Annotated in this window: 18 protein-coding genes and 3 tRNA genes; 8 read left to right on the top strand and 13 right to left on the bottom strand. The window is 67.9% G+C overall.

Annotation, left to right across the window (positions count from 1 at the left end):
- Nucleotides 1–103 precede the first annotated feature (103 nt).
- Entirely contained in the window at nucleotides 104–1,855 is a 1,752-nt protein-coding gene (locus EV640_RS08415; protein ID WP_036473088.1) for an AMP-binding protein, read from the bottom strand.
- A gap of 145 nt (nucleotides 1,856–2,000) precedes the next feature.
- Here EV640_RS08415 and EV640_RS08410 point away from each other — a divergent pair, with 145 nt between their 5' ends.
- Nucleotides 2,001–3,203, top strand: a complete 1,203-nt coding sequence (locus tag EV640_RS08410; protein ID WP_243832278.1) for an acyl-CoA dehydrogenase family protein — start codon at nucleotides 2,001–2,003, stop codon at nucleotides 3,201–3,203.
- A 54-nt stretch (nucleotides 3,204–3,257) separates the two neighbouring features.
- Here EV640_RS08410 and EV640_RS08405 read toward each other — a convergent pair whose 3' ends face one another.
- Nucleotides 3,258–3,878, bottom strand: coding sequence for a LytR C-terminal domain-containing protein (locus EV640_RS08405; RefSeq protein WP_133726274.1), 621 nt, complete (start codon nucleotides 3,876–3,878; stop codon nucleotides 3,258–3,260).
- Between the two features lie 56 nt (nucleotides 3,879–3,934).
- Nucleotides 3,935–4,168, bottom strand: coding sequence for a DUF3263 domain-containing protein (locus EV640_RS08400; protein WP_051500741.1), 234 nt, complete (start codon nucleotides 4,166–4,168; stop codon nucleotides 3,935–3,937).
- A gap of 101 nt (nucleotides 4,169–4,269) precedes the next feature.
- On the opposite strand from EV640_RS08400, the gene EV640_RS08395 reads away from it, so the two are divergent.
- On the top strand, nucleotides 4,270–4,968 hold the full coding sequence (locus EV640_RS08395) for a uracil-DNA glycosylase (RefSeq protein ID WP_036473077.1): 699 nt from the start codon (nucleotides 4,270–4,272) through the stop codon (nucleotides 4,966–4,968).
- 87 nt (nucleotides 4,969–5,055) lie between these two features.
- Here EV640_RS08395 and EV640_RS08390 read toward each other — a convergent pair whose 3' ends face one another.
- The 3 genes from EV640_RS08390 to EV640_RS08380 form a co-directional block, all read right to left on the bottom strand.
- Entirely contained in the window at nucleotides 5,056–7,113 is a 2,058-nt protein-coding gene (locus EV640_RS08390) for a threonine/serine exporter family protein (RefSeq protein ID WP_051500740.1), read from the bottom strand.
- A 101-nt stretch (nucleotides 7,114–7,214) separates the two neighbouring features.
- A tRNA-Val gene (locus EV640_RS08385) sits at nucleotides 7,215–7,288 on the bottom strand.
- 62 nt (nucleotides 7,289–7,350) lie between these two features.
- Nucleotides 7,351–8,049 (bottom strand): SDR family oxidoreductase, encoded by a 699-nt coding sequence (locus EV640_RS08380; protein ID WP_133726273.1) that lies wholly within the window; start codon nucleotides 8,047–8,049, stop codon nucleotides 7,351–7,353.
- Between the two features lie 121 nt (nucleotides 8,050–8,170).
- Between EV640_RS08380 and EV640_RS08375 the strand changes: the two genes are divergently transcribed.
- The gene (locus EV640_RS08375) at nucleotides 8,171–8,881 is read left to right on the top strand and encodes an AzlC family ABC transporter permease (RefSeq protein WP_243832277.1); all 711 of its coding nucleotides are present in this window, start codon (nucleotides 8,171–8,173) and stop codon (nucleotides 8,879–8,881) included.
- Complete coding sequence (locus tag EV640_RS08370; protein WP_133726272.1) at nucleotides 8,878–9,183, top strand: AzlD domain-containing protein; 306 nt, start codon at nucleotides 8,878–8,880, stop codon at nucleotides 9,181–9,183. Before EV640_RS08375 ends, EV640_RS08370 begins: the two co-directional genes overlap by 4 nt.
- A 129-nt stretch (nucleotides 9,184–9,312) precedes the next feature.
- Here the strand turns inward: EV640_RS08370 and EV640_RS08365 are convergent, their stop codons facing one another.
- The 3 genes from EV640_RS08365 to EV640_RS08355 all read right to left on the bottom strand — a co-directional run bounded on the left by EV640_RS08365 (nucleotide 9,313) and on the right by EV640_RS08355 (nucleotide 12,021).
- Complete coding sequence (locus EV640_RS08365) at nucleotides 9,313–10,971, bottom strand: MDR family MFS transporter (RefSeq protein ID WP_243832276.1); 1,659 nt, start codon at nucleotides 10,969–10,971, stop codon at nucleotides 9,313–9,315.
- A 72-nt stretch (nucleotides 10,972–11,043) separates the two neighbouring features.
- Nucleotides 11,044–11,116: transfer RNA gene (locus EV640_RS08360), tRNA-Thr, on the bottom strand.
- A gap of 53 nt (nucleotides 11,117–11,169) precedes the next feature.
- Entirely contained in the window at nucleotides 11,170–12,021 is an 852-nt protein-coding gene (locus tag EV640_RS08355; protein ID WP_133726271.1) for a DsbA family protein, read from the bottom strand.
- Nucleotides 12,022–12,231: 210 nt separating this feature from the next.
- Between EV640_RS08355 and EV640_RS08350 the strand changes: the two genes are divergently transcribed.
- The 3 genes from EV640_RS08350 to EV640_RS08340 are packed head-to-tail and all read left to right on the top strand — an operon-like array spanning nucleotide 12,232 to nucleotide 15,860.
- Nucleotides 12,232–13,767, top strand: coding sequence for an alpha,alpha-trehalose-phosphate synthase (UDP-forming) (locus tag EV640_RS08350; protein WP_036473066.1), 1,536 nt, complete (start codon nucleotides 12,232–12,234; stop codon nucleotides 13,765–13,767).
- Between the two features lie 2 nt (nucleotides 13,768–13,769).
- A complete protein-coding gene (gene otsB / locus EV640_RS08345; RefSeq protein WP_133726270.1) occupies nucleotides 13,770–14,579 on the top strand; it encodes a trehalose-phosphatase in 810 nt (269 codons plus the stop codon).
- Nucleotides 14,580–14,588: 9 nt separating this feature from the next.
- Nucleotides 14,589–15,860: a DUF4032 domain-containing protein gene (locus EV640_RS08340; RefSeq protein WP_051500738.1), complete on the top strand. Its 1,272-nt coding sequence runs from the start codon at nucleotides 14,589–14,591 to the stop codon at nucleotides 15,858–15,860.
- Here EV640_RS08340 and EV640_RS08335 read toward each other — a convergent pair.
- The gene (locus EV640_RS08335) at nucleotides 15,841–16,623 is read right to left on the bottom strand and encodes an IclR family transcriptional regulator (protein ID WP_133726269.1); all 783 of its coding nucleotides are present in this window, start codon (nucleotides 16,621–16,623) and stop codon (nucleotides 15,841–15,843) included. The genes EV640_RS08340 and EV640_RS08335 overlap by 20 nt on opposite strands.
- 110 nt (nucleotides 16,624–16,733) lie before the next feature.
- Here EV640_RS08335 and aceB point away from each other — a divergent pair, with 110 nt between their 5' ends.
- Nucleotides 16,734–18,335, top strand: a complete 1,602-nt coding sequence (gene aceB, locus EV640_RS08330) for a malate synthase A (RefSeq protein ID WP_133726268.1) — start codon at nucleotides 16,734–16,736, stop codon at nucleotides 18,333–18,335.
- Here aceB and EV640_RS08325 read toward each other — a convergent pair.
- The 3 genes from EV640_RS08325 to EV640_RS08315 form a co-directional block, all read right to left on the bottom strand.
- Nucleotides 18,325–18,861, bottom strand: coding sequence for a TetR/AcrR family transcriptional regulator (locus EV640_RS08325; RefSeq protein ID WP_051500736.1), 537 nt, complete (start codon nucleotides 18,859–18,861; stop codon nucleotides 18,325–18,327). The genes aceB and EV640_RS08325 overlap by 11 nt on opposite strands.
- Before the next feature lie 121 nt (nucleotides 18,862–18,982).
- Nucleotides 18,983–19,675: a hypothetical protein gene (locus tag EV640_RS08320; protein WP_036473059.1), complete on the bottom strand. Its 693-nt coding sequence runs from the start codon at nucleotides 19,673–19,675 to the stop codon at nucleotides 18,983–18,985.
- 204 nt (nucleotides 19,676–19,879) lie between these two features.
- Nucleotides 19,880–19,956, bottom strand: a tRNA-Pro gene (locus tag EV640_RS08315).
- Between the last annotated feature and the right edge of the window lie 191 nt (nucleotides 19,957–20,147).

The following is a 20,147-nucleotide window of genomic DNA, read 5'->3' as shown; positions in this document are numbered from 1 at the left end:
TTCTCTGGATGCACCGGAGTTTATCCGGGAATCACCAACGGTCGGACGTGCTACAAGCCTGCGGACCGCACCATGACCCCGGTGCCCCGCCCAGCAGGCCACCTCATGGACGCTTCAGTCCCAGATCGGCCTCGCGGTATTCCACCCCGAATCCCTCCCGTGCCGCCCCGGCCTCGGCGCGCTGCTCCTCGGTCTGGCGCAGCTGCACTCGCCGGATCTTGCCCGAGATCGTCTTGGGAAGTTCAGAGAACTCGATGCGTCGGATCCGCTGATAGGGCGCAAGTCTGGTCAGCGCGAACTGCAGGATCTCCGCCGCAGTGGCCTCGTTCGGCTCCCACCCGGAGGCCAGCGTCACATACGCCTTGGGCACCGCCAGCCTCAGCTCATCCGGTGCCGGCACGATCGCGGCCTCCACCACGGCCGGGTGTTCGATGAGCACCGACTCCAGCTCGAACGGTGAGACCTTATAGTCGCTGGACTTGAAGACGTCATCGGCGCGCCCCACGTAGGTGATCACCCCGTTGCTGTCCCGGGAGGCGATATCACCGGTGTGGTAGTACCCGCCTCGGAAGACCTCCGCGTTCTTCGCCTCGTCGCCGTAGTATCCCTTCATCAGACCGACCGGCCGTGGGTCCAGGGCGAGGCAGATCTCTCCCTCATCCGCTTCAGCTCCCGAGACCGGATCGATCAGGGCGACGTCGAATCCCGGCAGTGGGACGCCCATGGCGCCGAACTTCACCCGGCGACCCGGAGTGTTGGCGATCTGCAGCGAGGACTCGGTCTGGCCGAAGCCATCGCGGATCGTGCGCCCCCACGCCCGCTGCACCTGCTCGATGACCTCGGGGTTCAGCGGCTCTCCGGCTGAGACCGTGACCCGCGGTGGCCGACTCAGCTGCGCCAGATCCGCCTTGATCAGCATCCGCCAGACCGTGGGAGGCGCACAGAAGCTGGTCACGCCGGCGGACTCCATGGACCGCATCAGGGCGGCAGGATCGAACCTGCTGAAGTTGTACAGGAAGATGGTGGCCTCCGCGATCCACGGTGCGAAGAAGTTCGACCATGCGTGCTTGGCCCAGCCCGGTGAGGAGACGTTGAGATGGACGTCCCCGGGTTCCAGCCCGATCCAGTACAGCGTGGAGAGGTGCCCCACCGGGTAGGAGGTATGCGTGTGCTCGACCAGCTTCGGCCTGGACGTCGTGCCGGAGGTGAAGTACAGCAGCATCGTCTCATCGGCGGCGGTCGGCACGAGCTGCTCGAGCTCGGGTGAGGCCGCGTAGGCCTCCTGATAGGAATGCACGGTGCGCCCCGGAACCTCCGGCCGCTGCGCCTGCTGCCGATCGGCGTACACGCCGGGCACGTGCAGGAGCGCGTAGTCACCCTGGACCTCGGTGAACTTGCGCAGCGTCTCGGAGTCCCCTACGACCCAGCTCGCTTCGGCCCGGCTGACCCGGTCCTGCAGGTCATGCGGACCCATCTGGGTCGTGGTGGGGATCAGCACGGCGCCGAGCTTGATCGCGGCGAGCATCGTCTCCCACAGCTCGACCTGATTCCCCAGGATCAGCAGGATCCGGTCTCCTCGTCGCACCCCGATACCGGTCAGCCAGTTGGCCACCCGGTTGGAGTCCTCACTCAGCTGCGCGAAGCTGCGGGTGAGCCGTGATCCGTCTTCTTCCAAGATCACCAGCGCATCCTGCCCCGATCGCTCGGGGCTCCTTGCCACCTGATCGAACCAGTCGAAGCCGAAGTTGAAGTGGGTGAACCGGGGCCAGACGAAATCCCGTCGAGCGCGCTCCCAGTCCTGCTGAGCACCCACGAGCTGGTCCCGCGCCGCACGGAACTCTTCGGTGACTGTCATGGTGGTCCTCCTCGAGGTGTACGTGATGCCGGTCACTCTAGAATATACTTGGAAGTCATATAGTCGGTAAAGATGCAGTTGTACATGCAGTGAGATATGCCTCGGACCTCCCAGACCGGATCCGCCGCACGACAAGGAGACCTCGATGACCATGCAGGAAGCCAAGGGCGCCGCAGACCTCATCTCTGAAGACCCGGACCTGATGCAGCTGGCCCGCCACCTGAGCCCGGCAGAGCGGGACCGGCTGAGCGTGATCGACGAGTACGCGCAGCGCAACATTCGACGCCAGTCTCTCGAACCCTGGAACGAGGGTCGCCTTCCGCTCGAGATGCTTGCCGGACTGGGCAGCATCGGGCTGGGCGAACTGCACCTCGACGGCTCCTCGCCGCTGCTCCGAGGGCTTGCCCACGCCTCACTGGCCCGCGCCGACGTCTCGATCTCTGCGGTCATCGGCATCCACAATGAGCTCATCCTCGGCATGATCCACGCCCTGGGCTCGCAGCGTCAGCGCGAGGAATGGCTTCCGGCGCTGCGCGAGCTGCGGTCCTTCGGCGCCTTCTGCCTCACCGAGCCCGACCACGGCTCGGACGTGGCCGGCGGACTGGCCACCTCGGCGACCCTGCGCGGCGGGCAGTGGCGCATCCAGGGATCCAAGCGTTGGATCGGCATGGGCACGGCGGCCGACGTCGCTCTGGTCTGGGCTCGGGACACCGCGGACCGGCAGGTCAAGGGCTTCCTGGTGCCCACGTCGAGTGCGGGGTACCGGGCCCAGAAGATCGAACACAAGACCGGTCTGCGCATCATGCCCAACGCAGACATCGAACTCGATGTCATCGTGCCGCAGGATGCGCTGCTGCCGGGGGCGACCTCGTTCGCCGCTGCGAACAACGGGCTGCGCAACTCACGAGCCTGGGTGGGCTGGCAGGCGGTCGGGGCCCAGCAGGCCCTGCTGGACATCGCGCGGGACTATGCGCTGCAGCGCGACCAGTTCGGCGTGCCGCTGGCTTCGTTCCAGCTCATTCAGGCCGCCCTGGGTCAGGTGGCAGGAAACCTGGCGGTCTCGACCTCGTTCATGGCAGAGCTCACCCGGTTGCAGACCGACCGCGGGCTGAGCATGATGCATGCCTCGCTGGGCAAGGCCACGCTGACCCGGCTGGCACGAGAGTCTGCTTCCGCGGCGCGGGAGATCTTCGGCGGAAACGGGATCCTCAGTGACCACGAGGCGGCCAAGATCGCGGGCGACATCGAGGCGATCTACACCTATGAAGGCTCCCACAGCATCAACCTGCTGATCGCCGGACGTGAACTCACCGGGGTCTCCGCCTTCGCACCGCACCGCAGGACCTGAGACGGGGCACGCCCGTCTCAGCGATCCATCGCCTGCCGGACCGCCCCGGGGCGCTCAGCCCTCGTACTCGTCGCCGATGATCAGGGTGACGAAGCTGGCCTGGTCGTGGGATTCGACGTTCTCGACCCCGAAGCTCTCGGCGAGCTCCGCGGCGATCGCCTGCTCGGCCTCTCCGGAGTCCTCGGGGTAGACCACGGCGGGGGTCTCGGCGCGCTCCTCGAAGTTCCAGTCGCCGTTCCAGACCACGTTGTAGTCCAGCTCCTCGAGCTCCGCGCTCATCGACGCCTCGCCGCCCTCGACGCCCTGGTAGTTGGCCACCTGGACCGGGGTCTCGGTGTCGCTGGCCGGCTGCGGGGCTGCCGGCTCCTCCTCCGGGTCTGCGTCACCCTCGGCAGCATCCTCGCCCTCGGCCGCGCCCTCGGCCTGGTCTTCGGATTCGGTCACCGCGTCCTGGTCCTCGGCGGTGGTGTCCACATCCGGGTCTGAGAACCTCGGCACGATGAAGTAGGCGAAGGCCCCGACCAGAAGCACGAACACCGCCAGAAGTCCGATCCAGCGCAGACCGCTGCCACCGGTCCCGCCCGTTCCGGCTGCGCCTGGAGCCCGGTGCTTGCCGGCCTCCCCCGTCTGATACGGCGGGACGTCGTCGAACTCGTCGTGCGGGTGCTGGCTCATAGGTCCTGTCCTCAAGGTGCGGGAGCGATGCTCGGTGCTGCGATGCTCGACGGCGTTCAGCGGCGGGTCGCACGGGCGCGATGCCGGGCGTCGCGCTGCCGGCGCAGACGCTTGACCAGCATCGGGTCGTGGACCAGCGCCGCCTCCGTGTCGATCAGCCGATTCAGCGCCTGGTAGTAGGCCACGGCTGACATCTGGAGCGTCTCGGTGATGGCCTCGTCCTTCGCGCCGGCGTATTTCCACCACTGGCGCTCCAGGTCGAGCATCTTCTTCTCCTGTTCAGTGATCATCTCACCGTCATCCTACGGCTGGGCGGCGCGCATTGCCGGAATATCGACGCGCACGGACCCGACGGTGTCTTGAACCGGCTGAGCGCCCTATCGTGGAGGCGATGACATCTGAGACTGAACTGATCGCCCCCCTGGAAGCAGGGTGGCAGCGCGCCCTGGCTGGGCAGTCCGCGCACTTCGAGACCGTCCGCGAGGAGCTGACCCGCCGCCGCGAGGCCGGGGAGCAGGTGCTTCCGGCTCCGGAGCTGGTGCTGCGCGGGTTCCGGCAGCCCTTCGACGCGGTGAAGGTGCTGATCCTGGGCCAAGACCCCTACCCGACCCCGGGCCACGCCATCGGCATGTCCTTCGCGGTGGACCCCGAGGTCCGTCCGCTGCCCCGCAGCCTGGGCAACATCTTCACCGAGCTCGAGTCGGACCTGGGAATCCCACGCAGCCCCCATGGGGATCTCACGGCCTGGGCGCGGCAGGGGGTGCTGATGCTCAACCGGGTGCTCACGGTCAGCGCGGGCGCACCGGCCTCGCATCGCGGCATCGGCTGGGAGCCGATCACCGAGGCGGCGCTGGAGGCTCTGGTGGGGCGCGGCACCGCGCTGGTCTCGATCCTCTGGGGCGCCGACGCCCGCAAGCTGGCCCCGCTGCTGGATCGCGGGGCGCACACGGCGGTGATCACCAGCCCGCACCCCTCACCGCTCTCCGCCCGGCGAGGGTTCTTCGGCTCGCAACCGTTCTCGCAGGCCAACGAGGCGCTGCGCCGACTCGGCGCAGAACCGGTGGACTGGCGACTGGACCCGGCGGCCTGATCGGCTCCGCGCCGCGCAGGCCGCCGGGTGGCAGGGCCGCGCAGGCCGGGGTGTGCCGGGCAGCCGGGTGCACCGGGACGAGACCGGTCAGCGGCGTCGGGTCCGGGAACGCTCGTGAGACTGCAGACCGGCGGTGAACGGTCGCATCAGGACATCCCCGAGCACGATTCCGGCAGCGATCGCCATGACGATGATCATGGCGTTGAACAGCTCCGTGAGGCCGTCCATCATGCGAACCGTGGTGGACTCGATGGCGATCTGATACATCCCGCGGAAGACCATCAACCCGGGCAGCATGAACATCATCGCCGGCACGGCGACCACCAGCTGGGGCGATCCCATCCGCAGGGCGAGGACCCGGCCGAGCGCACCGACGACCACGGCGCCGAAGACCGGGGTGACCCGTTCGCCCAGCCCGATGATCTCTGCGGCGTAGTACGCGCAGAACCCCAGGGCTGAGACCGCACCGATGGGCAGCAGCATCCGCCAGCTCGCCTGTTCGACGACGGCCGCGGCCACCGCCGCGAGGAACACCAGCGCCACCAGGACCGCGGGATGATAGATCCGCGTCAGACCCACCGCCGGGTCGATCTCTGGGGCGCCGAGCATGTTGGCGATGGTCACGGCGGCCATGATCCCGGAGGTCATTCCTGCGAAGGCGATCATCGTGGACATCAGGCGACCGGCCGCAGTGATCGGGAAGCCGTTGATCCCGTCCTGGATCGCCGAGACGATCCGCGCGGAGGGCAGCAGGATCATCAGCCCGCCGGCCACCACCATGGAGGGGCGGATCGGCATCTCCATCGCGAAGGCCGCCATGGCGAAGGAGGTCGCGACGAATCCACCCGCGGCCAGGCAGAAGAACTCCGGGACTCGCCGGGTGGCGAGCAGCCGGACGGTCCACAGCACCAGGATCGTCGCGGCGAAGCCGAGCGAGGCGTCCAGGATCGGGGCCCCGAGGAATGCGGCGAAGAAGCTCGCGAAGATCGCTCCGCAGATCGTCACCATCCAGCGCGGATAGGGCTTGGGCTCCCGGATGATCTCGCGGAGCCGGGCCTCGGCGTCGCTGCGCGTGAGCCGTCCAGAGATGATGTCGGTGACCAGCTGATGCACCGAGGCGAGCGCCCGAAAGTTGTTCGACCAGGACCGCACCACGCGCACCCGGGAGTAGGGGATCTTCCCGTCAGGCGCCCAGTTCAGGCTGATCGACTGGTTGGTGATGTCGGCGTCGGTGTTCTTCATGCCGAAGGCCGCTGTGACCGCGATGATGGAGGTCTCGACCTCCAGTGCGCCGGCTCCGTAGCGGAACAGCGCCTCACCGAGGTCCAGCACGAAGGCGATCGTGGCCAGCTCGTCGGTCTCCACGTGCGCCTCGGCCTGATACGGGTTCTCGAACGGGGTGCCGGCGAGCCGATCGATGATCGGCACCGTCCCGGTCGCCGCACGCTCAGCCTGCATGATGCGGCGCAGCACCTGGGGCGAGCGTGGCCTGCGGTCGAAGACCGCCGGGTCGAAGTCGGGGTCACGTCGGCCCGAGCCGCCCAGCCGGGACTTCAGCCAGGAGGGGCGCAGCACGGCGTGGCGCCGCGGGGAGTGGCTCAGCGGGGACTGCCGCAGCGGCGCGCCCGGCGCGCTGTGCGGCAGGCTGATCAGTCCCGAGCTCTCCGGCTCCTGCCGCGCGCCGGTCCGCTGGGCATGCGAGGTCGTGGTCTCCTGCGGGCCGGTCGGGATCTGCGGACCCAGCGCATCGGTCTGGTGCCAGTCACCGGTGGTCGGGAAGGCGTAGTGGTCCGTGGGCTCGGTCGCGCTGTGCGGGGTGGTGTAGGACTGCTCGAAGCTGGGGTCGGCGACATACTCGTGCCGGGCCGCTTCGTTCTCGTCCTGCTCCGCCGCGCGCGCCACCGCCTCGGCGTCGTATTCCTCCCATTCCAGCGCCGCCTCGGCTTCGGCAGAGGCGTGCCAGGAGGAGGCGAAGGAGCTGCGCAGCGTCTGCACGAATCCGGTGGGGGTCTCGTCCAGGATCTCCTGGGTGGAGTGGACCACCGGGATATGAGTGACATCGGCATTGGGCTCTGAGCGCACCGGGTCGATCGCCTCGGCGACGTAGCCCCCCGTGGGGTGCCGTTCCGTGTGTTCGGATGCCACGAACCCTCCTCGCAGGCGACAGAACCACAAAAGGACCCTGGCAGATGCCGGGGCCTAGCGGGGTGTGTGAGTGATGTTGCCTGGAGTGCAGGCGAAGAAAGTGGATCTGAATGGACTCGAACCATCGACCTCTCGCGTGTGAGGCGAGCGCTCTAACCAACTGAGCTACAGATCCTGAGGCACCTGCACGCGGTATTCCGCGTTCACGTGCCTCAGAAGATTACCACCTGTTCAGACTCAGGACGAAACCGAAGCCAGAGCCTCCGGGATCGCGGTCTCGCCGTCGAGGAAGTTCACCGTGGCGCGCACGGCGGAGCCGCTGCGCAGGGTCTCGGTGATGACCTCTGCGACGTTCTCCCGGGAGGTGTCCTTGGAGGCGTCCTCGTTAGACATGACCTCGCCGGCGGTGGCCGGGTCGAGCACCGTGATCTTCTGGCTGGCCGGCTCCAGGGTCAGCGCGCCCGGACCCAGGATGGTGTAGTCCAGGCTGGTGCCGCGCAGGTGCCTGTCCGCCTGGTGCTTGGCCAGCGCGTAGGGGTAGAACGAGCTCGTCGGGTCCACGGTGTTGATGTCGGTCTCGCTGCGGGCATAGGAGACCATCACGTAGCGCGAGACTCCGGCCTCGAGCGCGGCATCCATGCTGCGGACCGCGGCCTCGTGGTCCACGGCCTTGGTCCGGGCGGGATCGCCGCCGCCGGCACCGGCGGAGAAGACGACGGCGTGCGCGCCGGTGAAGGCCTCGACCAGCTCTGCGGAGTCGGCGGACTCGATGTCGAGGACCCGTGGGGCAGCGCCGGCCTCGGTAACGTCCTGGGCCTGGTCCGGGCCCCGGATCAGGGACTCGACGCTGAAGCCGGCCGCGACCAGCTTCGGTGCTGCCAGCAGTGCGATCTTGCCGTGGCCGCCGATGATGACGACGCGCTGGGATTCAGCCATGGTGTTCTCCTTCGCGATCAGGGGTTGCCTGTTCAAATCGGGGTCCGCCGGATCTTGGTGCTTCCGGCGGCTCTCCTCTCACAACGTCTGCGCGACTGCACTATTCCTTAGACTGTGTGGCGTGCCCGCCCCGCCCCCGCCGATGATCCCTGCAGCGCCCGTGCCGCTGCGCCGCTCCCCTGCCCTGCGGACCGGGCTGTCCATCGCCACCGCGATCTCGCTCTACGGGGTGTCCTTCGGGGCACTCTCCACCGCGGCTGGCATGACCTTGTGGCAGACGGTGGCGCTCTCGGCGCTGCTCTTCAGCGGCGCCTCACAGTTCGCCTTCATCGGCATCCTGGCCTCGGGCGGCACCGGGGCGGCGGCACTGGGGGCGGCCACGCTGCTCAGCGGGCGCAACACCATCTACGCGGTGCAGATGAAGGCGCTGCTGAACCCGCGGGGGTTCAAGCGGCTCGCCGCCGCGCAGCTGACCATCGATGAGTCCGCGGCGGTGGCGATGTCGGCCCCAGATCCGCTGGAGCGGCGCCGGGGCTTCTGGGGCGCCGGCATCGCCTGTTACCTCTTCTGGAACCTCGCCACGGTGCTGGGCGCGCTGCTCGGTGATGTGATCGCCGAGCCCGAGGCGCTGGGGCTCGACGGCGCCGTCGTCGCCGCGTTCCTGGGGCTGCTGTGGCCGCGGCTGAAGTCGCTGGACGCCTGGGCGCTGGCGGTCCTGGCCGCGCTGGTCACCACGGTCACGATGCCGCTGCTGGCGCCCGGGATCCCGGTGCTGGCCGCCGCCGTCGTGGCCGTGGTGTGGGGACTCACGTCCAAGGGGGCCCGCTCATGAGCCTGTGGTTCTGGGTGCTGGCGGCCTGTGCCGCGGTCTACGCCACCAAGCTGCTGGGCTACCTGGTGCCGCAGAGCTGGTTGGTCCATCCCGCCGTGGGGCGGGTCTCGGCGATGCTCACCATCGGCCTGCTCGCCGCCCTGGTCGCGATGAACACCTTCTCCGCCGAAGCGTCGGTGACCATAGACGCCCGGCTCGGCGCACTGCTGGCAGCGGCGCTCGCGCTGCTGCTGCGCGCCCCGTTCATCGTGGTGGTGCTGGTCGGGGCCGGCGCCGCCGCCGGAATCCGCGCCCTGGGGTGACTCAGACGGGTCACCGGTGGAGCTGCATCAGGCGCCACCCTTGTGGAGCCAGACGCGGCGAGCCCCGGTGGACCTGCAGCTGCAGGCCGACCGGGGCTCGCCGGGGCTGAGGCGATCAGCGCCCAGTGCTCAGGACGGGGTGCTCGAACCCGCCTGCGCGCGGTCCTCGATATCGGTGTCCGCAGCCTCCGGGACGACGGCCTCGGAGCTGGCCTGCGCGCGGTCCTCGATATCGGTGTCTGCAACCGTCGGGGCGGCTCCGCGGGAGACCGAGGCAGTGACCTCGGGGTCGGCAGCGGGGGTGGCTCGCAGGGTCGTGGCCAGGATCAGCGTGCCGATGCTCAACGCCGCGGCCAGCCGGAACGCGACCCGGAAGCCTTCGACGGCGGCATCCTCGGGGTTCATCCCCGAGTTCACTGCGGCGGCGGTGCCCAGGCCGACGGCGGCGACCAGCGCGGCCGTGCCGATGGCCGCGGCGAGCTGCTGCAGGGTGTTCAGCGCGGCGGTGCCGTGGGAGTACAGCGCCTTGGGCAACGGGTTCAGCGCCGTGGTGAAGGCCGGGGTGAACAGCAGCGCAAGCCCGGAGGAGAGCAGCAGGTGCAGACTCAGCACCATCGCCACAGGGGTGGTCGGCGAGAGCAGGCTCATGCAGAACAGCGCGATGATCAGGATCGAGGCGCCCGGGATCACCAGCGGCTTCGGCCCCACCCGGTCGTAGAGGCGCCCCACGAAGGGAGCCATCAGTGCCATCAGCAGTCCGCCGGGAAGCATGATCAGGCCGGTCTGCAGCGTGTCCAGACCGCGGATGGTCTGCAGGAACAGCGGCAGCAGGATCAGGGCACCGAAGAGCGCGATCATCATCAGCAGCATCATCCCCAGTGCCCGGGTGTACATGGTGAAGGCGAAGGGCTTCAGATTCAGCAGCGCAGAGTCGGTCTTCTGCAGCTTCACCTGCAGCAGCCCGAAGCCGATCAGGCAGAACACACCGATGATCAGCACGGCGATGGCCACCGGGTCCACGCCGGGCGCTGCGTCTGCAGAGACCTCCTGGGTGCCGTGTCCGCCGCCGATCTGGCTGATGCCGTAGACCACGCCGCCGAATCCGGGAACCGCCAGCAGCAGCGAGGGGATGGAGAGCCGCTTGCCGACCGTGCCGGGATCCTTGTTCAACCGCGGCCGGCCCAGGAACAGGGCGATCACCGCGATGGGCAGGATCACCAGGAACAGCCAGCGCCAGTCGGCCAGATGCAGGATCAGCCCCGAGAGCGCCGGTCCGGTGGCCGGAGCCACCGAGATCACGATCGAGATGTTGCCCATGACCACACCACGGCGGTGCAGCGGCACCAGGGTGAGCACGGTGGTCATCATCAGCGGCAGCATGATCGCGGTGCCGCTGGCCTGGACCACCCGGCCGGCCAGCAGGACCTCGAAGCCCGGGGCGGCCGCGGCGAGCGCGGTGCCGAGGATGAAGAGGCCCATCGCGGCGGTGAAGACCGCGCGCAGGCTGTAGCGCTGCATCAGGAAGCCGGTGATCGGGATCACGGTGGCGAGGGTGAGCATGAAGGCCGTGGTGAGCCACTGGATGGTCGGCTCCGTGACCTGGAACTCGACCATCAGGGGCTGCAGCGCCACGTTCATCAGGGTCTCGTTGAGGATCATCACGAAGGTGGAGACCAGCAGCGCGCCGATGGTGAGCTTGTCGGCCGAAGGCAGCTTGCCGTCCTCGCGCGCCGGCCCGGCACTCTGGGCCTTCACCTGCGGTGAGACGGTATTGGGTGAAGCGGGCACGGATCCTCCATAGAACACTAAAGAACCCCAGAGCGGTTCACCACTGGGGTGATACCACTCTGGGGTTTTCAGAGCCCCCTGCCGGGTTCGAACCGACGACCTGCTGTTTACAAGACAGCTGCTCTACCAGCTGAGCTAAGGAGGCACGGCACCCCGCAGGGCGGGGCGCCAGTCACTGATGGTATCAGTTCCTCAACGTCAGCTCTCGGACTGGTATTCCTCGATGTGCTCCTCGACCAGTTCGCGGAACGGGCGCTCGGAGTCGGCCCAGGAGACCTCGTCCACGTAGACGCTCGGCGTCCCCTGGATGCCGGCGGCCTGAGCGTGCCGGGTGGTGTAGCTGGCGAAGGCGCGGTAGGTGCCGTCCTCGATGCACTCACCGAGGTCGGCGTCGAAGCTCTCGCTGGCCAGCTGGGTGAGCTGGTCGTTGGACATCTCGTCGTTGTTGACCCGGTTCGCGGTGACCTGCCCGACGTAGCCGCTGTAGCTCTCCGGGGACTCCTCGGCCATGCAGGCGAAGGCATTGGCCGCACGGGCCGGGTAGTTCGTGGAGGAGCTCAGGTAGGAGACCGAGCGGTATTCCACCGTGACCAGGCCCTCGTCGAGCCATTCGTTCATCTGCGCGGAGTGCTCGGCCTCGAAGTTCGCGCAGTGGATGCAGAAGGCGTCGGTGTAGATGATGATGTGCGGCACCTCACCTGTTTCACGCTCAGCGACGCCGGGGGGCAGCTCGGACTCGGGGTCCTCCACATTGGAGGCATCGATCTGGCCGAGCTCGTCGCCCTCCGCGAGCTCCGTGGAAGAGGTCAGCACGAACCCGCCCTGCTCATTGGCCGCAGCCGGGGCCGGGCCCTCGCTGGGCGCCGCGCCGGAGTCGTCGCGGTTGAGCACGAAGAGGGTCAGCCCCACGACGACGGCGAGAGCCACTACGACGACGCCCACGCGCAGCAGCACCGAGGTGAGCTTCTGCTTGCGCTCCTGCTCCTGCTGGATCTTGCGGGCCTGTTCGCGCGCGGTGGCGCTGCGGGTGGAATCTGAGCTGCGAGCCATGGTGTTCTCCGGTGACTGATCTGGATCACGCCTGGTGGGATTCGCAGACCGTGATCGCGGTGTGGCTGTGGTCGTGATGGTGCCGTGATCGAGAGCGGCAGTGCTCAAGATACAGGGTCAGGCTTGGGCGCGATGCCAGGGTATAGGCTCATGACGACGGCATCGCTGTCGCCAGGGGGTGTCTGCAGCTACGCATGAAAGGTGTGTCACGTGCCAGAGAATACCGAGAACGGCAACGGCTATGACTTTGTGGTGGTGGCCAACCGTCTGGCGGTCAACCACGTCACGAACGAGGACGGGACCACCGGCTGGGAACGCTCCCCCGGTGGCCTCGTCACAGCACTCGCCCCCCTGATGGAGAGCTCCGAGGGCGCCTGGGTCGGTTGGCACGGCGCCGCCGATGACGTCTTGGAGCCCTTCGACCACGGCGACATGCACCTGGTCCCGGTGCCGTTGAGCAGCGATGACATCGAGGATTATTACGAGGGGTTCTCCAACGGCACGCTCTGGCCGCTCTACCATGACGTGATCGCCCGTCCGGACTTCCACCGGCACTGGTTCGAGGCCTACCGGCGGGTCAACCAGCGCTTCGCCGAGCACACCGCAGAAGTCGCCGCCCATCAGGCCACCGTCTGGGTCCAGGACTACCAGCTGCAGCTGGTGCCTGCGATGCTGCGGGACCTGCGTCCAGATCTGACCATCGGGTTCTTCAACCACATCCCTTTCCCTCCTCCCGGCCTGTTCGCGCAGCTGCCCTGGCGCCATTCGGTGCTGCGCGGGCTGCTCGGCGCGGACCTGATCGGCTTCCAGCGCGCCTCCGACGCCTCGAACTTCCGCCGGGCGGTGCACAATCGGATGGGCTACTACGTGGAGGACGCGATGATCCACGTGCCGCTGCAGACCCAGGCCCCGGATCACGGCTCCCCGCTGGTCGGCTTCAACGCCGATGCCGACCGCGGCACCGCGGTGCGGGTCAAGAGCGCCCCGCCGAGCGGAGCCGCCCGCCTGGTGGAGGCCAAGGAGTTCCCGATCTCCATCGACACTGCCACGATCACCGCGCTGGCCAAGCGCGAGGACATCATCGCCCGTTCCCAGAAGATCCGGGAGGAGCTGGGCAACCCGGAGACCGTGCTGCTCGGAGTGGACCGGCTGGACTACACCAAGGGCATCCGGCACCGGATGAAGGCCTATGAGGAGCTGCTCCAGAACGGCTCGCTGACCGTGGGCCAGGTCTGCATGGTCCAGGTGGCGAGCCCCTCCCGCGAAGGCGTGGAGAGCTACCGGCTGCTCAAGGAGGAGATCGAACGCACCGTGGGCCGGATCAGCGGGGAGTTCGACACGCTCTCACACCCGGCCATCCGCTACCTCCACCACTCCTATCCGATCGAGGAGATGGTCGCGCTCTACATGGCGGCCGATGTGATGCTGGTGACCGCTCTGCGCGACGGCATGAACCTGGTGGCCAAGGAATACGTGGCGGCACGGCGCGGCGACGACGGCGTGCTGGTGCTCTCGGAGTTCACCGGCGCCGCCGATCAGCTGCGTCAGGCGCTGCTGATCAATCCGCATGACGTGGACGAGCTCAAGGCCGCCATCCTGCGCGCGACCACCATGGACAGTGACGACGCCAGCGCCCGGATGGAGAATCTGCGCCGTCAGGTGGTCCACCACGATGTCCGCCGTTGGGCCACCGACTTCCTGGACCGGCTGGGCGAGCTCACCGGCTCCCCGAGCGTGAAGGGCTGAGCATGGAGCCGTCACTGGACATGGATGAGGCCCTGCGTCGCGCACTGGAGCGCTTTGCCGATCACCGGCAAATTCTGATCGCCCTGGACTTCGACGGCTGTGTGGCCGAACTGGTCTCGAATGCCGCCGACGCGCGGCCGGTCCCGGAGAACGCCGCGGCCATCGCCGCCCTGGCAGGCCTCGACGGAGTCGACGTGGCCTACGTCTCCGGGCGCTCCCTGGAATCGCTGCGTGAGCTGGCGCAGCCGCCGCAGGGCGCGCTGCTCATCGGCTCCCACGGTGCGGAGAAGGACCTCGGCGAGGACGCCCCCGGCCTGGAGCTGAGCACCACCGAGACCATGTCTCGCGGACAGATCATCTCCACCCTGGAAGAGGTGGCCGCCGACGCCCCAGGCGCCTGGGTGGAGCACAAGCCCGCCGGCGCCGCGCTGCATGTGCGCAACGTCGAGGGAGATGAGCTGGGTGAACGGGTCCTCGAACATGGCCGGGCAGCGTTGTCGCTGATCGACGGCGCCTATCTGAAGAATGGCAAGAAGGTGCTGGAGTCCGTCGTCGTCCTGGCCACCAAGGGCGAGGGGATCACCGATCTGCGCGCGCACACCTCCCCGGATGCGGTGCTCTTCGCCGGTGATGACGTCACCGATGAACACGGCTTCGCGGTCCTTCACGGTGAAGATCTCGGGATCAAGGTGGGCGAGGGCGAGACCGCCGCCGGCCACCGGATCGCTGAGCCCAAGGATCTCGCCGGTGTGCTGCACCTCATCGCGCAGCAGCGCAGCGCCGCCCGCTCGGAAACCCGCCCGACCTCCTAAGGACTGCTCATGACGACGCTCCCCGGTCTCGGACTCACCGCCTCAGGAACCATCCCTCAGGAGCTCCTGGATCTGCCCTGGCACCTCCCGCTGGAGGAATGGCCCGAGGATGTCATCGCCGCCCTGCCGCGCGGCATCTCCCGGCACATCGTGCGGTTCGCCTACCTGGGCGGGTCTGTGATCGCGGTCAAGGAGACCTCCGAGCGGGCGGCCCGGCATGAGTACCGGATGCTGCGCCAGCTGGGCAAGCTCGGCGCCCCCTGCGTGAAGCCCGTGGCAGAGGTCACCGGGCGCACCACTCCGGAGGGCGAGGAGCTCTCCCCGGCCCTGGTCACCCGGCACCTGCGCTTCTCCCTGCCCTACCGTGCGGTGTTCAACCAGATGATGCGCAAGGAGACGCTGCTGCGGCTGATCCACGCCCAGGCGCTGCTCATGGTGGAGCTGCACCTGATCGGTTTCTACTGGGGCGACGTCTCGCTGTCCAACACGCTCTTCCGGCGTGACGCCGGCGCCTTCGCCGCCTACCTCGTGGACGCCGAGACCGGTGAGATCCACCCGAAGCTCTCCACCGGTCAGCGCGAGTACGACCTGGACGTGGCCCAGGTGAACATCGCCGGAGAGCTGATGGACCTCATGGAGGGCGGCATGGTGGATGAGGACGTGGACCCGATCGCGACCTCGCACCAGTTCATCGACGCCTACCGGGGGCTGTGGCAGGAGCTCACCGGGGACACCGCCTTCAACCCGGACCAGCAGTGGCTCATCGAGGAGCGGATCCGACGGCTCAACGAGCTCGGCTTCGACGTCGAGGAGTACGACATCCGCACCGTGCGTGAGGACTCCAAGCTGCTGCTGCGCCCCAAGGTGGTCGACCCCGGTCACCACCAGCGGCGTCTGATGAACCTCACCGGACTCGACGTGCAGGAGAACCAGGCGCGGCGGCTGCTCGGCGCGATCGACGCCTACCGAGCCCAGACCGATCCGCACGGGGACGAGGCGGTGGCGGCCCATATGTGGACCCAGCAGGTCTTTCAGCCGCTGATCTCCCAGATTCCCAAGGAGCTGCGCAATAAGCTCGAACCCGCGGAGATCATGCACCAGCTCATCGATCACCGCTGGCGGCTCTCCGAGCGGGAGCACCGCGACATCGGTCTGGAGCAGGCTCTTCCCTCCTTCATCGATGAGGAGCTCAAGGGCCTGCGCGATGAGGCGACGCTGATGATCGATCCCCCCGGGGACGTCATCGACCAGCTGGACCGGCTCAACCGCGGCGAGGGCTGAGCCGGCTCATCCGGCGCCCGATCTCCACCGCGGTGCGGCGCATCAGCGGCACCGCGTGCCGGACGAAGCCGTCATGCATCCGCCCCGTCGGCCCAGACACCGAGAGGCCCATGGGCGAGGGTCCGTGTGGGACGACGACCGCGAGACAGCGCACCCCCATCTCCTGCTCCTCGTCGTCGAGGGCGTAGCCCTGCGCGGCAATCCGTGGCAGCTGCTCCAGCAGCGCCTCCGGGCGGGTCAGGGTCTTCTCGGTCAGCGAGGGCATCCCTGTGGCGGTGAGGATCTCCCGAACCCGCGCCGGGTCCATTCCGGCCAGCAGCGCCTTGCCGACGCCGGTGGAGTGCAGGTGCGCCCGTCGCCCGACCTCGGTGAACATCCGCATCGTATGCGGCGAGGGGACCTGGCCGATGTAGACGATCATCTCCGACTCCATGGCCGCCAGGTTCACGCTCTCGCCCAGCTCGGCCACCAGCGCCTGCATCTGCGGCACGGCGGGTCCGCCCAGCTGTCGGGTGGCGGACTCCCCCAGCGGCACCAAGTTCGCCCCCAGGGCGTATCGCCGGTCGCTGAGCTGGTGCACCACCCCAAGGCCCGTGAGGGTGTGCAGCAGCCGGTGCACCGTAGGTCCGGCCAGGCCGGTCGCGGCCTTGAGCTCCCCGGCCGTGGCGCACCCGCCGAGGCCGGCCAGCACGTTGAGCAGGTTGAAGGCGCGTTCCACCACCTGCACCCGCTGAGAGTCCGCATCGCGGACAGTGGCTTCCATGATGCGAACTCTATGCCAAGAATGGTGTGAGCGAGAGCACCAAGGCATAGTCTTCAGCCTCACAGGGTTCTCCAGCGTCCACGTTCGTCATCCCTGCAAAGGAGCAGCGCATGAGCATCAGCATCCACGCCCCCTACGAGGTCCCGGGCACCGAGGCGATCCTCACCGAGGAGGCTCTGGCCTTCCTGGAAGAGCTCCACACCCGGTTCGCCGGCACCCGGAACGAGCTGCTGGAGGATCGGCGCACCGCCCAGGCGGCCGCCGCGAGTTCCGGCACCGTGGACTTCCCCGCCGAGACCGCGCAGGTGCGGGACTCCGACTGGTCGGTCGCGGAGCACCCCGCCGCGCTGCAGGATCGCCGGGTGGAGATCACCGGCCCGGCGGCCCCGGCCAAGATGGCCATCAACGCGTTGAACTCCGGCGCCAAGGTCTGGTTGGCCTGCCTGGAGGACGCGTTGGCCCCGAACTGGTTCAACGTGATCGATGCACAGCGCAACCTCGCCGGCGCCGCCTCGGGGACCCTGGAGTTCACCTCCCCCGAGGGCAAGCAGTATCGGCTGCGCGAGGATGTCGAGACCCCCACAGTGGTGGTGCGCCCACGCGGCTGGCACCTGCCGGAGAAGCATCTCCAGCTCGACGGAACTCCCACCATCGGCGCCCTGGTCGACTTCGGGCTGCACTTCTTCCACAACGCGAAGACGCTCACAGAACAGGGCCGCGGACCGTTCTACTACCTGCCCAAGCTGGAGCACTATAAGGAAGCTCGGCTCTGGGACGAGGTCTTCAGCTTCGCCGAGGAGAAGCTCGGGATCCCCCACGGCACGGTCCGCGCCACGGTCCTGATCGAGACGCTGCCCGCCGCATTCCACATGGAGGAGATCCTCTATGAGCTGCGCGACCACGCCTCCGGGCTCAACGCCGGACGCTGGGACTACCTGTTCTCGCTGATCAAGTATTTCCGGGCCTCGGGTGAGCAGTTCGTGCTGCCAGACCGCGCGCAGGTGTCCATGACCCAGCCCTTCATGCGCTCCTACACCGAGTTGCTGGTCAAGACCTGCCACAAGCGCGGCGCCTTCGCCATGGGCGGGATGGCGGCGTTCATCCCCAACCGCCGTGAACCCGAGGTCACCGCGCAGGCCATCGAGAAGGTCCGCGATGACAAGTCGAGAGAAGCTGCCGACGGGTTCGACGGATCATGGGTCGCCCACCCGGACCTGGTCGATCTCTGCCGTGAGGAGTTCGACGCGGTGCTCAAGGACAAGCCGAACCAGCTCGGCCGGCAGCGCGAGGACGTGGACGTCTCCTCCGCGGATCTGCTCGACGTCGCCGCCGCCGAGGGCGATGTGACCGAGGCGGGGGTGCGGATGAACCTCTACGTCGCGGTCTACTACACCGCCATCTGGCTCTCCGGCAATGGTGCCGTGGCGATCCATAACCTGATGGAGGATGCCGCGACCGCCGAGATCTCACGCTCTCAGGTCTGGCAGCAGATCCACAACGGCACCGTCACCGCCGATACCGGTGTCAAAGTGACAGCAGAGCTGGTCTCCCGGCTGCTCGATGAAGAGATCGAGCGGCTGCGCGGAGAGATCGAGGATGCCGAGACCTTCTCGAAGTTCTTCGAGCCTGCGGCCGGGATCGTGCGCGCGCTGGTCCTGGATGAGGAGTACATCGACTTCCTCACCCTGCCGGCCTATGAGCTCATGCCCTGATCAGCAGTTTCTGCAGGCCACGGCGGTAGATCTGTTCTGCCGCCGTGGCCTGCCGCGCGTCCGGCGCCTGAGTGGGCATCGCCGCCGGGCCTTGCAGCAGGGCCTGATTCTGCTCGGTCGCCACAGCACCCAGGGCGAAGCGCATCACCACCGCAGAGGTCTCCTCGGCCGAGCTCTGCGGCCAACCCTCAGCCATCAGACGCTCAGGCAGCAGTCGCGCCGGTGGGAGATTCTCGTCCAAGGCGTAGGCCAGCAGGAGCAGATCGCCCACATCGCGCAGCGGCAGCACCAGCTCTCGGAAGCGCAGCATCAGCTCCAGTGCATCACCGGGCTCGTGCTGCAGCGGCGAGAGGATCTCGTGGGCCACGCTGCGCAGCAGCTCCTGCTTGCTGGCCACGTGGTAGTACAGGGCCCCAGGGCCGACGTCGAGCTCCTTGGCCAACCGACGCATCGAGACGTCCTGGAGACCGTACTGGACCAGCAGCGACCGTGCAGTCGCGGTGATCAGCTCCAAGGAGAGTGCCAAGGGTGTCAGGTCCTCACGGGATCAGGGGAGAATCGGGGCGACGGTGCTGGGGCGTCTGGGACGGGGGGTCAGGGCTGGGAAGTCGCACGCGCCACGACCGGTGAGCCGGGCCGAGCCGAGGCTACAGGCCGTTGTCCCGGAAGAGCTTCTCATCCGGATCTGTCGTGGACTCCTCGATCAGCCACCGATTGGTCTGCAGCGCCTGCAGGTTCTTAGAGACCAGAGTGTCACGGGTCTTGGCAACCCCCTCGGCCAACAGGCCGATCTGGGCCTTGAACTCCGCCGCATGGCGTGGCTTCTCGCTGTCAGGCAGACCCAGGAACAGCTCCAGGGTGCGCGGGAGGTGCCGGTGGATGGTCCGGTTCACCGCATCCTGGTGTTCGGGATAGCGGGACAGGGAGTCCCAGTGGTCCACGATCTCTTCAAGTCCGACCACCATCATCCGCAGCTGCCCCTGGGTCGAGGGCGGCAGCTGTGCGGACCGGTTCCGCACAGTGGCACTGATCTCCGCCAGTTCTGTGTTCAGCCGCTCCCGATCGTCATCGAGACGCTCGGACAGACGCAGACGGCTCTGCGCACGCCCGACCACGGCCCCATAGGTGCCCGCGGCGGCGGCACCCCCGACCATCGTGCCGGCAAGAAGCGCCCAGAGGTTGGGCAACATGATGAGCAGCATCAGGCCGAACCCCAGCAGGAACGCGAGCAGGGGCAGTGCGAGGTGCATGCGGCGCTGGGCGTCGGTGCCCTGGTGCTCACCGCGTGAGAGTTCAGAGCCGATGACGACCTCCTGCTCATGCTGCTGGGTATCACTCAAGGATATATCGCGGGGATGGGCAGACTCTGGACGAGGGGTCAGGTAGGGGTTGAACGCACGGACGCCGAGTGGAGCCCGCATGCTCCGGGCAGAGACCGGGGAACCCCGCCGCCTGGAACACAAGACCCGGACTGCACTTGAGGGGAGACGACTCAGGGCCGCTGACCCTACATTTCTGTAGTGTCAACGGCCCTGATTTCTCTTTGGTCGGGGTGACAGGATTTGAACCTGCGACCTCGTCGTCCCGAACGACGCGCGCTACCAAGCTGCGCCACACCCCGTGGTCCTGCGTTGCGGAGGCCGTTGACCTCCACCGCGCAGAAGTTCATCCTATCCAGGAACTGCGCCCCCGACCAAAAGAGGCGAAATTGCTCTGGATACAGGTCAAGCCCGGTCCCCGAAGGGACCGGGCTTGAACCCTCTCTACCAAATAGTGTCCGGCGGCGACCTACTCTCCCACACACTCCAGTGT

Origin of the sequence: Nesterenkonia aurantiaca (assembly GCF_004364585.1) — a bacterium.
Classification (GTDB): Bacteria; Actinomycetota; Actinomycetes; order Actinomycetales; family Micrococcaceae; genus Nesterenkonia; species Nesterenkonia aurantiaca.
This window is presented reverse-complemented; position numbering and strand designations above follow the sequence as displayed.